The organism is Synechococcus sp. MU1617, assembly GCF_020514235.1.
Classification (GTDB): domain Bacteria; phylum Cyanobacteriota; class Cyanobacteriia; order PCC-6307; family Cyanobiaceae; genus Parasynechococcus.
The window spans coordinates 361,534-374,376 of the sequence record NZ_VTLB01000002.1; the positions used below are offsets into that span (position 1 = coordinate 361,534).

A 12,843-nucleotide genomic window follows, 5' to 3' on the forward strand; every position below is an offset into this window, starting at 1 on the left:
GCTTCAGGCCGCCAACTGATCCAGCACCTGCCGGGCCCGTTGCACCACAGGCTTGGGAACGCCGGCTAACCGCGCCGCTTCAATGCCGTAGCTGCGGCTGGCGCCGCCGGACTGCACTTGGTGGAGGAACACCAGGTCGTCACCGGTTTCCTCCACCAGCACCTGGAAGTTGGCGACGTTGTCGCGTTCGGCGGCCAGGTTGTTGAGCTCGTGATAGTGGGTGGCGAACACCGTGCGGCTGCCCAGGTCGCCGGCCAGGTGCTCGCTCACTGCCCAGGCGATCGAAAGGCCATCGAAGGTGGCGGTGCCCCGCCCGATCTCATCGAGCAGCACCAGGGAACGATCGCTGGCGTGGTGAAGGATGTTGGCGGTTTCGGCCATCTCCACCATGAAGGTGGACTGGCCGGCGGCCAGATCATCCACAGCCCCCACCCGGGTGAAGATCCGATCAGCAATACCGACGGTGGCGGAGCGGGCCGGTACCCAGCTGCCGATCTGGGCCATCAACTGGATCAATCCGATCTGGCGCAGATAGCAGCTCTTGCCACTGGCGTTTGGGCCCGTGAGCACCACCAAATCGGTGCCATCACCGAGTTGCACATCATTGGGGGTGAAGGCGGTTTCCACCAGCCGTTGCTCCACCACTGGATGGCGGCTGGCCTCCAGCTTCAGCCCCCGGCCTTCGGTGATGGTCGGTAGGCAGTAGCCACCGCTGGCGGCCACATCGGCGAGGCCGGTGAGGGCATCCAGAGCGGCAACGGCGCGGGCGGCCTGACGGATCGGGGCCGCCATGGTCCCCACCTGCTCGCGCAATTGGCAGAACAGTTCGTATTCCCGCTGGCAGGCCCGGGCCCGCAGCTGGAAGATCTTGCCTTCCCGCTCCTTGAGGTCGGGGGTGATGAAGCGTTCCTCGTTGGCCAGGGTCTGGCGCCGGATCCAGTGGTCTGGAACCGTGGTGGCCTTGGCTTTGCTCACCGCCAGGAAGTAGCCGAAGGTGCGGTGGTGCTGCAGCTTCAGGGTGCTGATGCCACTGCGTTGGCGCTCCTGCTGCTCCTGATGGCTGAGCCATGCGTCTTGATCGTCCAGTTGGTTGCGCAGCCCATCCAAAAGCGGGTCGACGCCGTCGTGGATGAGATCGCCCTCTGAGAGCGATAGGGGTGGTGTCTCCACCAGGTTGTGGCGAATCGTCTGGGCCAGTTCCGCCAGGGCCGGATCTGGGTTGAGCAGCTGCTGTAACCAGTCGGGTCCCGTGCTGATGGCAGCCTCCAGCCGTGCGGTGAGTTGGGGCAACCGTTCCAGGCCATCGGCGATGGCCACCAGATCGCGGGCACCGGCATGGCCTGCCCCGGCCCTGCCGGCCAGTCGTTCCAGGTCGCCCATCGGCCGCAGCAGCTGGCGGATGGCTAGACGCAGGCTGCGTTCGTTCACCAGGCTGCTCACCAGATCCTGGCGCTGTTGAATGGCATGGCGGTCCATCAACGGTGCTTCCAGCCAACGGCGCAAGCAACGGCCGCCCATGGCGGTGAGGGTGCGATCGATGGCCCAGAGCAAGGACCCCCGCAACTGGTTGTCGCGCTGGGTGGCGGTGAGCTCGAGGTTGCGACGGGTCTGGGAATCAAGCACCAGGGCATCGCCGCGGTGCACGATCGCCGGCACCTCCAGGGGAATGCGGCTGTTGTCTTCCAGGGGCTGGGTCTCCTGCAGGTAGTGCAGCAGGCCGCCGAGGGCCTGTAGGGCCAGGGGATGTTCCGGCAGGCCCAGGCCATCGAGGCTGCTAAGGCTGTAGTGCTGCTGCAGGGTGCGCTCCGCTTCTACTGGGCTGAAGGGGGTGCTGGCCATCGGTGTCAGCCGCAGCCGCTCCGGGCACCAGGCCGGCCGACCTGCGTCGTGGTCGGCGCTCCAGAGCAGTTCGGAGGCCTCCTGTTGGGCCAGCTGCTGGTGCAGGGCGCTGCTCTCTTCCCGTTGCATCACCTGCACCTCGCCAGTGCTCACATCGGCGCTGGCCAGGCCCCAGCGCAGCGGTTGCTGGCCCTGGGCCGGCTCCACCACCACCGCCGCCAGCCAGTTGTTGCGGCGGGCGCTGAGCATGCCTTCCTCCAGCACGGTGCCGGGGGTCAACACCCGTGTGATGTCTCGCTTGAGCAGGGCGCCCTTGGTGGGGGTGGTTTCGAGCTGATCACAGAGGGCCACGCTGTAGCCCTGCTTGATCAGTTCGGTGCAGTAGCGCTCGGCGGCGTGGTGGGGGATGCCTGCCATCGGCACTCGGCCGATGGCTTTGCCGCCCTCCTTGCCGGTGAGGGTGAGTTCCAGCACCCGGGAGATCTCGATCGCGTCTTCGAAGAAGCACTCGAAGAAGTCGCCCAGGCGGTAGAGCAGCACCCGTTCGGGATGGGCCGCTTTGAGCTCCACGTAGTGGCGCAGCATCGGCGTGAGCTGCAAGGGATCCAGCTGACTGTGGTGGGCCCAGGCCGGTTCGTCGCTGCTGGGGTCGGAATCTCTTGCAGCCGGGGATTCGCTGGTGGTTGCGCTTGATGCGGCCTGGCGCTGGCGGGGCCGGGCGGCGGCATCGGCGCCCAGCTCTGCATCGCTCAGCTCTCCTGCGGCCGGCCTAGCCGGCACGGGTTCTGATGTTGTAGCGGTTTCGGGCTCGCCAAATAGGCTTCCCTGCAGGGCCAGTTCCGGCTGGGTTTCAGCGGATCGTGCCACGAGCCCGAGAGTTGGAAGCCCGATCGTAGGGGTATCAGTCACTGCACAATTAGTCCATGCCGAATCCTCCCTCGCAAAACTGGCTCCTTATCAGTTTTGATCAGTGGCGGGGAGACTGGTTGCATCAGTCCTGGCTCCGTCTGCCTTATCTGCAATCGATCGCGGCTGAAGGGTGGGATCTACGTCGTTGCTACACATCAAGCCCCCAGTGCGTCCCCGCTCGAGTGAGTTGGTTGACGGGACAAAGACCTGCGGACATTGGGTTGACCACTAACAGGCCTTACACGGTGCCGGCGGACGCAAGATCTTTTGTGCGCAACCTCCGGCAGGATTTCGGCTACAACACGGCTCTGGTTGGCAAGACCCACTGGACTCCTCACAAAGGTCAAGGCGATTTGAGGGACAACATCCCGTTGTTGAACGACTTGGGATTTGATCGAGCCCGAGAGATTGCAGGACCGCGTGCGTTGACTCGTCTTGAGTGCGAGCTGACGGATCTTTGGCGCGACTCTGGCGTTTTTGATCTCTATCGGGAGGATCTTAAGGATCGATATCGCAACGGTCGGGTTCACTGCGTCAGGCCCACTGTTCTGCCGGACGAGCTTTATCCCGATCTCTGGCTAACCGGGATCGCTCTGGAGGAACTTGCTCGATTGCCGATGGATCAACCATGGCTGCTTTGGGTGAGTTTCCCTGGCCCCCATGAGCCCTTTGATGTTCCCTTGTCCTGGAGTCGTCGACGGCCGATCCCCAAGCCCCAGCCCAGGCCTCCATTGGGTTCAGCCAAGGGTGTTCATGTTCCTGATGGAAGCGTTCTTGCCGGCAAGCTCCGGCGTTGGCCTCATGGGCTGCCAGAAGAGGCAGTTGACGCTCTACGCCAGGACTATGCGAATCATTTGGAGTTGTTGGATGCTCAGCTTGGCCAGATTTTGCAGGCTCTGGAGCGTCGAAGTGATGCCAATCGAACAGCTATCTCCGTCTGCAGTGATCACGGAGAGCTTCTGGGGGACTGGGGTTTAATGCTGAAAGGTTGTTTTCTTGAGGGAGCAATTCGATCGTTGTTTCTGCATCGTCCACCTGGCGGTCGTGCCGGTTGGAGGCGGCTTTGGAGGTACAACCGGCGGCCATTTGGATTGACTTCTGCACTCTGGGCAGCAATGGGAGCGGTTTCCAATCCTTTGGAGGGTAGTTTCGGTTCAAGGCTTCGCCGCATGAAAGGTCCTGTAACTGTCGACTACGCCGATGAGGTGATGACGGTCATATGAGACTGCTTTTGCATATCGGTCATGGCAAGACTGGAAGTTCTTACCTGCAGAGCTGGCTTGCGACCAATACGAATTCACTGGCGCTTCAGAGTGGGCTTCTCTATCCAACGAAGTCTTCAGATAATTTTTTCCTGGAGGACCGTGCTTCGCAAGGGCGCTTCAGCATGGGCAACGGCCACGTTCTTCAGGCTTTGCTTGATTCCTCAATTAGGCCGCGCCGCTGGCGGCGCAAGCTGTTGGACAAAGAGGGGGTTTCTCGCCGCCAACTGAATGGTTTGGTGTTCAGTTTTGAAGGCTGGGCCAAGCAGTTGGATCAACTGCTTCCACCTTTATTGCCAGTTGCAGATCGTTGGGGAGTTAAGCGAATCGAGTTGCTTTTGATGGTTCGCGATCCGCTGGAGCATGCCTGCTCCGTTTATAGCCAGATGGTTAAACGTCACGGTTATACAGCCGATTTCGAGCAGTGGCTCTTCGATTATGGATTTATGGCGCGATTGCTGAAATCATTGGAGTTGATCGAGAAATATCAGGAGCGAATTAAACTTACGATTGTTCATTATGGCCGCCGAAAGAAGGCATTGCTTCAAGAATTGCAGAGCTGGTTGGAGCTTGATCCATGGTTGTGTTGGCAGCCGCCGCCATCTTTGCCGGTCAATCGTTCGCTCACTGATGATGAGCTTCTCCTAATGCGTTGTCTCAATGGTCGTCTTGGAGATGCTGCAGCACCAGTAGGGGAGGCGTTGGTAGACCGGCTTCCAATGCTGCAGCCTGCGTGTTTGCATGCATCTTTGGCTGCAATTCAAGCATTTAATTCCCGTTGGGCGGGCGTCATTGAGCGTATCAATACTTTTTTGCCCGAATCTGCTGCTTTGAATTTAACTGAAGGCCTAAGTTTTGATCAAATTTTCAGTGACAATCTTGGAAGCTGTTCTGACAGCATTTCTCTGTCTTCTGAGCAGATTAGTTGCTTGGTTGATGGCTTGCTCGAAGTCGTTAATTTTCGCTCTTGAGGGTCTCCAGGCTAAGTTTAAAGCATTCACAAAGTTCCCCAGGTGTTCCATAGATTTTGACTTTGTCAACTCTCGGTAGGCTCACTTCCATTCCTTTTGTTATTGCTTTATGAAGCATAGGTGCTATGTAATATTCGCCTTCAATAGTGTCTTGGCTGTAGAGAACGGCCTTCGCTTCTTTTAAAAAAATTTTGGTTGACGAGAATCCATATAATCCGATAGATGCGAGATCAGAGATCCTTTTTTTTTCGGCAATAGCGATGGCTCTGTGTGAATCCTTTGGATCTGGCTGTCCGAACGACCAGTGAGTTCCCTTAGCAGGAAATACGGCCATAGATGCGAATCCCTGTATGGATTCGAATTCGGGTTTCCATTGGAAGCCAGTATCGCAATTATGGATAAGAAGTGGAAGGGATTCATCGAGATCGGACGTTTGAAGTATTGATTCAAGTGCGGCTACTGATGTTGCCAGCTGGCCGGGTAAAAGTTGTTCCAATTCGAACCAGTGAATATTTACTTTTGGTAGTCGTCTTTTTAGCTTTTTTTCGAGGGCTTTGCGTACCTCATGCTTATGTTGTACTGCCAATATGAGATGGTCTTCATTTGCAAACTCAAAACAATCTAGAGTGTGCTCCAGGAGCGTTCGTCCTTTTGCGATAATGAGGGGTTTGGCTACATTTATCCCTGCATTTTTGAACCGACTGCCGGCGCCGGCTGCAGGGATTAATACTGTTTTTGCCATTAGATGCTCAAGCTCGCTTTCAACACGTTGTCAAAGCGATTTTCCAGGATCAGAACTGCAATGCAGCTGAACATGACGCAGTGCAAGGGCTCTTGACGGTGAAGGGGGAGCATCGAAAGAAACAGGCTGGCTGTTAAAAAGCGCTCCTCGTAGGGATTTAGTTCATCTTTGATTACTTCCTCTTGGATGGCATTGTTGACGATATCGTAGTGCTGTGGCACGTCAATCTGTAGCGTTAGTACGTTATCATTTAACTTCAGATGGAACATGCTGTTGCAAACAATATCGTAAAGGTATCGGCATGAATGCAATAATTTTACTAGATCATAGCGGGGGTCGCCATATCCACTAGGCCATTGCGAATGCGGTGCCGCTTCGCCCCTTGGATCAATCATACGGATTGAGCCGCTGTAGGGATCAGCCAGGATGTTGTTGAAGCAGAGGTCTCCATGCGTGCGTCTCAGCTGTTGTGGCTTTTCAAGGGGAGGCAGTGCCTTCAGTGCTGCTTGGCTGGCAGCATGCGGGCTTGTTAATTTCATGACTTTTGTAGTTTCTCGTCCCTGAGGATTCACAAGTTGTAGATGAAGTGGGCTTTCCCAGAACTTTTCCCATTTCAAACCAAGATTAGATGTTAAGTCGGGAGGTTGTTTTCGCAGCAAGCTAAGCCTTTTGGCCAGTTTTTGACTGTAAAGCCACTTTGTTGATACCGGCTGAGGTGTGGGTTCTGGTGCATCGCTATCCAGCATGATTTTTCGGGCTGTGGCTAGACGACGAGCGATTTGTCTCCATCCATTGCTTCCTAACTGCCAGTGCAGGAATAGTTCTGCCAAGTTGGGGAAGGGAATATATTCTAGTTCTAGGCAGGAAGGTTCCTGGTTGGAAGTACTCATGTTTTGAGAAGCTAGTGCTGGAAAAAATCGTTGTAGTGGTAATGGCAGGTTGCGCAAATAGTTGTATTCCTGAACCAGTCGTTCTTGATCGCTGGAGCATTTGCGTATCAGGTCGGCTCGAGGGTCATAGGAAACTTTGTTGAAGCTGCGGCTTTTAAGTCTGTTTAGACGGCTGTAGCTGTAAGTAGCCCGATGGCCGAGGTCCATCCATGGGGCCATCCGAAATCGGACCTTCCCAGTCTTCCAAAGCCGTTCCGCGAGTAGCAGCAAATCGCTCCCTGCGGCTGGCAACAGCTGTTCGATCAGCTCCGTAGGTGCGCATATCACGCCGGTGAAAGGATGCGAGGGTTTTTCGTCTGTGCTGACCGATTGATCTCTGCTGAGAAAACGAGGCTTATTGGTTTCGGGTGCTTCTACAGCGGACCAGTTCTCCCGGGGGATGGGCCGTTCGCCTAGCTCGATGCTGTAGCAGAGCTCCACGTCCAGGGTTGGAAGGCTAGTGATCGGTTGCAGCAGTAGCCAAGGTGTCTCGATCTTTGGTAGCGCTTTCTTGATGCTTGCGATCACGTCGGATTGTGGTTCGATCAGCAGCTTTTCCAAACCGCTGTCACAAAGGTGGGGTCGGATGGGTGTGTTTGATTGATCCGATAGAAGGCACTGCTTAACACCATCTAATTTACGAAAATGTTGGTTAATTTGGTCTCGTGCGAGGCCAGATCCATCAGCTAGGTCGGCCGGATTGTTGCTCAAGCTTGGGAGTGGGCCAATCTGTTTATTGTTCAGGGACCCGCCAGCCAGTATTAGGACGGTCAGCCATGGATCAGGTAGTTGGCTCATGGCTGCATCAGCCTGTCGCTGTAGAGAAAGCCTCGCAGACCCTTGCAGTCCCTAAAGGGGATGCCGCAGAAGTTGAGAAAGCGGCTGAAGCAGATCTCAGATGCAAAGCGTGGGTGGCCCCTCAACAATCTATGGAAGTGTTCTGGTCCTTGATTTCGTCGGTTGCCGAGAGCTTGGACCAGGCTTGGATCAATTTTTTCCAGCTTTCGTCGCCAGAGGCTTGGGGTTGGAGGTCTGCCGATCAGTTCGGCTGGCCAATTCATCCCATACCACTTGACTGAGTCATCGGATGCGAGCACTTGTTTCAGATTTATCGGCCAGTAATCCTTTTCCCGTTGATCGAACCAGCCTGGAATTGCGTCAAAGAAACCCTCGAGCATTTGCATGCTCTGGCGCCTTCCACCAAAAACTTTGTCAGAGGCACCAACCAAGCCCGAATCGGGATGACGGCAAGCCCTGCGTACTGATTTCAGCACTGCTTTGGGATGAACGATGTGGTAATCCGATCGGAGCTTGATCACATAGCGATATGTAGCCCCGCGTTGATTTTCTTCCTTGCGCAATAGCCGCCATGCCAGTTCGAGTTTGTGCCATTGCTTCATAGCGTTCACAGGCACAGCTTGATCCCGTTTGGTCTCAAGAGGATGATCCTCCACAATTAGAGTTCGTTCAGGAGAAGTGAGTTGCAGGGCGCGATCGCGAAATTCCGCCGTGGTCACGACGAACAAATCTGCACGCTTCTTGAGGGCTCTAAACAGCTGGCCGGAGCGGTTAAGGCAGCGCAGTTCCCCCGTGATCAGCACGGCAAAACGTGGATGTTTGTGGGGGGTTGTCCAAGTTGGTGCCTGCTGAACCAGTGATTGCGGACGGAGCCGATTGATTCGTCTGGCCTCTATTAGAGCAATGTCCTCAAGGATGGGGTGTTGGTCTGAAGGATCTGGCTCACAGGGTCTGCGATCTGCAGAGGCTGACAGCAGCACCCAGGCAGGTTGGTGCGGGGCTGTCATGACCAGGCAGTTCTTTGGATGAATCGAACGCTACTGCCTACACCTATTCAATTCACTGTTTTTTGAGCCCCACTTGGCTGTTCTTTCGGTGTTTGGGAGTGGTCAGTCATCAGCTGAGGAGGCACTGGCCTAGATGCTTGATGTTGGAGCGCTAGACAATTTGAAACTCATTCCTTACTCCTTGACTTGAGCACACAATCATCTTTGGACTCCTTATCAGATCTGGGCCTTAAAGGCTGAAATGGTTTGGCTCTAATGGCGCAGCACCATCAACTGCTGGGGGTTCGCATCCTGGAAGCCCAGTTGCCGGTAGAAGCCTGCACTCTTTGTGGTCATCAGATAAACCCGTTCCACACCCACCACCGGTGGGGTGTGGAGTAGTTCTTCGATCACCCGGCGGCCCAGGCCGTGGCCCTGCAGATCGCCGGCTACGACGATGTCCCAGAGTACGGCTCGGCTGCAGCCATCAGAGGTGGCCCTGCCGAAGCCCACCAGCCGCTTGCCCCGCCAGAGGCTCACAACGGCGTCGCTACCGGCCAGCAACCGCCGCAGCTGACCAAAGCTGCGGCCCCGGGCCCAGAAGGCGTGGCGATCGAACAGCCGTTGCAGCTTGAGCAGCGACCGGCTGGGTCGCAGATCCGGCCCAAGCCCCAGCCAGCGCAGGCCGGGGGCACCGGGGGCATGGTGAACCAGCCGGATCGGGGTCACGGGTCTGGAAGCCGCTGCACTTCATCTTGCTCCCCGGCGATAATCACCGTCCGCCGTTTGGCACTGCACCCATGCCCGCCTACGACCTCACGGCTCCTTATTCGCCGAAGGGCGATCAGCCCGCGGCGATCAAGCAGCTTGTGCAGGGGGTGAACGGCGGTGAGCGCTATCAGACCCTGCTGGGGGCAACGGGCACGGGTAAGACCTTCACGATGGCCAATGTCATTGCCCAGACCGGCCGGCCAGCCCTGGTGCTGGCCCACAACAAAACCCTGGCGGCCCAGCTCTGCAACGAATTGCGGGAGTTCTTCCCCAAGAACGCCGTTGAGTACTTCATCTCCTATTACGACTATTACCAACCTGAGGCCTACGTTCCGGTCAGTGACACTTACATCGCCAAGACGGCGTCGATCAACGAGGAGATCGACATGCTGCGCCACTCGGCGACGCGCTCGCTGTTTGAGCGGCGCGACGTGATCGTGGTGGCCTCGATCAGCTGCATCTACGGCTTGGGCATTCCCAGTGAATACCTCAAGGCGGCGGTGAAGTTTGAGGTGGGCGAGACCCTCAACATCCGCGGTCAGCTGCGGGAGCTTGTAGACAACCAGTACACCCGCAACGACACCGAAATCGCCCGCGGCCGTTTTCGGATGAAAGGGGATGTGCTGGAGATCGGCCCAGCCTACGAAGACCGGTTGGTGCGGATCGAGCTGTTCGGCGACGAGGTGGAGGCGATCCGTTATGTCGACCCCATCACCGGCGAGATCCTCCAGAGCTTGGAGGAGGTGAACATCTATCCGGCCAAGCACTTTGTGACGCCCAAAGACAGGCTTGACTCCGCCATCAGTGCCATCCGCTCGGAGTTGCGGGAGCGCTTGGATGTGCTCAACAGCGAAGGCAAGTTGCTGGAGGCTCAGAGACTGGAGCAGCGCACCAAGTACGACCTGGAGATGCTGGGGCAGGTGGGTTATTGCAACGGGGTGGAGAACTACGCCCGTCACTTGGCCGGCCGTGAGGAGGGCACACCGCCGGAGTGCCTTATTGATTACTTCCCGGACGACTGGTTGTTGATCGTGGACGAGAGCCACGTCACCTGCTCGCAGCTACAGGCGATGTACAACGGCGACCAGGCCCGTAAGAAGGTGCTGATCGAGCATGGTTTTCGCCTGCCCAGCGCAGCCGACAACCGGCCGCTCAAGGGCGAAGAGTTCTGGGAGAAGGCGCAGCAGACGGTATTTGTCTCGGCCACGCCGGGCAACTGGGAGATGGAGGTGAGCGGAGGTGAGGTGGCCGAGCAGGTGATCCGCCCCACGGGAGTGCTCGATCCGGTAGTAGAGGTTCGGCCTACCACGGGGCAGGTGGACGATTTGCTGGGGGAGATCCGCGATCGGGCGGCCAAGAACCAGCGGGTCCTGGTCACCACCCTCACCAAGCGGATGGCGGAAGACCTCACCGATTACTTGGCGGAGAACGAGGTGCGGGTGCGTTACCTGCACTCGGAGATCCACTCCATCGAGCGGATTGAGATCATCCAGGACCTGCGTTTAGGCGAATACGACGTGCTAGTGGGGGTGAATCTGCTGCGAGAGGGCCTAGACCTGCCGGAGGTGAGCCTGGTGGCGATCCTCGATGCCGACAAGGAAGGCTTCCTGCGAGCGGAGCGCTCCTTGATTCAGACCATTGGCCGGGCCGCCCGCCATGTTGAGGGGGTGGCGCTGCTCTATGCCGACAACATGACCGACTCGATGGCCAAGGCCATCTCCGAAACCGAGCGGCGCCGTGCGGTCCAGCAGACTTACAACAAGAAGCACGGCGTGGTGCCCACGGCGGCAGGTAAGAAGGCCAGCAACTCGATCCTCAGCTTCCTGGAACTGAGCCGCAAGCTGAAGCAGGACGGCCCTGATGCCGATCTAGTTGAGGTGGTGGGAAAGGCCGCAAAGGCCTTGGAGGACAGTCTTGATGCCAGCATGGCTTTGGAGGCATTGCCGGAATTGATCCATCAGCTTGAGGCCAAGATGAAGGAGGCCGCCAAAAAGCTGGACTTCGAAGAGGCTGCGAACCTTCGGGATCGGGTCAAGCAGTTACGCCAGAAGATGGCGGGTCCTTCCTGAGCTGGTGCTTCACAGCGGGATTGATTGACCAAGGGCCCCTCTGTGGTGCATCATCATCAAGTCGAACGGATGATTCCAATCGATAACCTGCGGATGTAGCTCAGTGGTAGAGCATCTCCTTGCCAAGGAGAGGGTCGAGAGTTCGAATCTCTTCATCCGCTTGCAATATTTCTTCAACACCTTTAAGGTTGCCCTAGGATCAGATAAAATCAATGTCTGTTATTTTTTATAACGTCATTTACCTCAATTCTTTTTATGATAGCTGATTTGAGTTGTTGTGTACGAGTAATTATTTTAAAAATTTGCTTTGCTAGATATTCAAAATGAGTAAAAATACAGAAAATCTTTCCTCTGAGAGCAATGATGCTTCTGCTGAGGTTGTAGATATAACTTCGTCTGGGTCTAAGCTAACTCTAAAAGAAAAATCTAGGGATATTGCAAATAATTGGCTTGCTAAAAACAGATCACTTGTACTAAGGCAGACTCCATTTTGGGCTCAATCTTTATTGTTATTGTTAATAAGTCTTGGAGCAGTGTCGCTTGTAGGCTCAATTATTTTTCGTATTGATGAAGTCGTAACAGCTACCGGTCAATTGAAATCGTTGGGAGGAACTGTCGAAGTAAAAACACCAGCTGGTGGAAAGATTCAAAAGGTGTATTTCAAAGAAGGTGATTCTGTAAAAGCAGGAGATTTGCTTCTCAAGTATGACACTCGTCAAGTTCAAGAAAAGAAGAATACTCTAATGATACTTATCAAAAATGAAAAAAATAGTCTAAAAACAAGATTAAGTAGCTTAGATAGCCAAAAAAGAACCCTATCACTACGCAAAAAGCTTTATGAAAGTATTTTGGATACAAAAAATATAGTATTAGGTGAAATGAAAATCTTGGTTTCTCAGGGTGCGTATCAAAAAATTCAATATTTGGCCAAGAAAGATGAAGTTCTTCAAATACAAACTCAGATCACTGAGATTGATGAGCAGCTTAATCGGATCGATATTGAAAAAAATGCTAATACATTGTCGTCTGAAAAGTCCCTAAATCAACTCAATAATGAATTAAAAAATTCTGAACTACAGCTTCAATATCAAAATGTTCTCGCCCCCACCGACGGTATTCTTTTTGATCTGCGCGCTGTTGAGTCTAGTGTCCTTCAACCAGGTGAAAAAATTGCATCCATAGTTCCACAAAATGGTTTTTACGCGCAAGTTTACATCCCTAATAAAGATATAGGTTACATTAAAATTGGCCAAGAAACTTCCGTGCGTTTAGATGCTTTCTCTTTTGCTCGTTATGGTGAAATTGATGCAACTGTAAGTAATATTAGTGCAGATGCACTTCCGCCGACTACAACTATAAGTTATTATCATTTTCCTGTCACCTTGGATTTAAAACGTAATTTTCTTGGTACACCTGAAAACAAAATTCCTCTGAAGTCAGGAATGTCAGTCACCGCAAATTTAAAACTGCGTGATAAGCCTGCTATTAGTTTAATTAGTGATATTTTTGTGGAGCAAGCTGATAGCGTGCGTGGAATCCGCCAGCAGTAAACGTCTCCTCGTTAATT

The 12,843-nt window shown here is 54.8% G+C and carries 9 protein-coding genes and 1 tRNA gene; 5 read left to right on the forward strand and 5 right to left on the reverse strand.

What is annotated here, in order from left to right:
• Positions 1-3 precede the first annotated feature (3 nt).
• Positions 4-2,706, reverse strand: a complete 2,703-nt coding sequence (mutS, locus tag FZZ90_RS05725; protein ID WP_226424771.1) for a DNA mismatch repair protein MutS — start codon at positions 2,704-2,706, stop codon at positions 4-6.
• 56 nt (positions 2,707-2,762) lie between these two features.
• On the opposite strand from mutS, the gene FZZ90_RS05730 reads away from it, so the two are divergent.
• A complete protein-coding gene (locus FZZ90_RS05730; RefSeq protein ID WP_226424772.1) occupies positions 2,763-3,971 on the forward strand; it encodes a sulfatase-like hydrolase/transferase in 1,209 nt (402 codons plus the stop codon).
• Complete coding sequence (locus FZZ90_RS05735; RefSeq protein WP_226424773.1) at positions 3,968-4,981, forward strand: hypothetical protein; 1,014 nt, start codon at positions 3,968-3,970, stop codon at positions 4,979-4,981. The genes FZZ90_RS05730 and FZZ90_RS05735 overlap by 4 nt, the downstream gene beginning before the upstream one ends.
• Here FZZ90_RS05735 and FZZ90_RS05740 read toward each other — a convergent pair.
• From FZZ90_RS05740 to FZZ90_RS05755, 4 genes are all read right to left on the reverse strand, one after another.
• Positions 4,965-5,723 (reverse strand): NTP transferase domain-containing protein, encoded by a 759-nt coding sequence (locus FZZ90_RS05740; protein ID WP_226424774.1) that lies wholly within the window; start codon positions 5,721-5,723, stop codon positions 4,965-4,967. The two genes, FZZ90_RS05735 and FZZ90_RS05740, sit on opposite strands and share 17 nt — an antisense overlap.
• Complete coding sequence (locus FZZ90_RS05745) at positions 5,723-7,450, reverse strand: aminoglycoside phosphotransferase family protein (protein ID WP_226424775.1); 1,728 nt, start codon at positions 7,448-7,450, stop codon at positions 5,723-5,725. The genes FZZ90_RS05740 and FZZ90_RS05745 overlap by 1 nt, the downstream gene beginning before the upstream one ends.
• Positions 7,447-8,457: a hypothetical protein gene (locus FZZ90_RS05750; RefSeq protein ID WP_226424776.1), complete on the reverse strand. Its 1,011-nt coding sequence runs from the start codon at positions 8,455-8,457 to the stop codon at positions 7,447-7,449. Before FZZ90_RS05750 ends, FZZ90_RS05745 begins: the two co-directional genes overlap by 4 nt.
• 252 nt (positions 8,458-8,709) lie before the next feature.
• Positions 8,710-9,165, reverse strand: coding sequence for a GNAT family N-acetyltransferase (locus tag FZZ90_RS05755; RefSeq protein WP_226424777.1), 456 nt, complete (start codon positions 9,163-9,165; stop codon positions 8,710-8,712).
• Between the two features lie 71 nt (positions 9,166-9,236).
• On the opposite strand from FZZ90_RS05755, the gene uvrB reads away from it, so the two are divergent.
• The 3 genes from uvrB (at position 9,237) to FZZ90_RS05770 (ending at position 12,826) form a co-directional block, all read left to right on the forward strand.
• Positions 9,237-11,276, forward strand: a complete 2,040-nt coding sequence (gene uvrB, locus FZZ90_RS05760) for an excinuclease ABC subunit UvrB (RefSeq protein WP_226424778.1) — start codon at positions 9,237-9,239, stop codon at positions 11,274-11,276.
• An 89-nt stretch (positions 11,277-11,365) separates the two neighbouring features.
• A tRNA-Gly gene (locus FZZ90_RS05765) sits at positions 11,366-11,437 on the forward strand.
• A 162-nt stretch (positions 11,438-11,599) separates the two neighbouring features.
• Positions 11,600-12,826, forward strand: a complete 1,227-nt coding sequence (locus FZZ90_RS05770; RefSeq protein ID WP_226424779.1) for an HlyD family secretion protein — start codon at positions 11,600-11,602, stop codon at positions 12,824-12,826.
• Positions 12,827-12,843: the final 17 nt, after the last annotated feature.

Coding starts and splice junctions, on each gene's coding strand:
- FZZ90_RS05730 (WP_226424772.1), top strand. CDS start 2,763: ATGCCGAATCCTCCCTCGCAAAACTGGCTCCTTATCAGTTTTGATCAG.
- FZZ90_RS05735 (WP_226424773.1), top strand. CDS start 3,968: ATGAGACTGCTTTTGCATATCGGTCATGGCAAGACTGGAAGTTCTTAC.
- FZZ90_RS05740 (WP_226424774.1), bottom strand. CDS start 5,723: ATGGCAAAAACAGTATTAATCCCTGCAGCCGGCGCCGGCAGTCGGTTC.
- FZZ90_RS05745 (WP_226424775.1), bottom strand. CDS start 7,450: ATGAGCCAACTACCTGATCCATGGCTGACCGTCCTAATACTGGCTGGC.
- FZZ90_RS05750 (WP_226424776.1), bottom strand. CDS start 8,457: ATGACAGCCCCGCACCAACCTGCCTGGGTGCTGCTGTCAGCCTCTGCA.
- uvrB (WP_226424778.1), top strand. CDS start 9,237: ATGCCCGCCTACGACCTCACGGCTCCTTATTCGCCGAAGGGCGATCAG.
- FZZ90_RS05770 (WP_226424779.1), top strand. CDS start 11,600: ATGAGTAAAAATACAGAAAATCTTTCCTCTGAGAGCAATGATGCTTCT.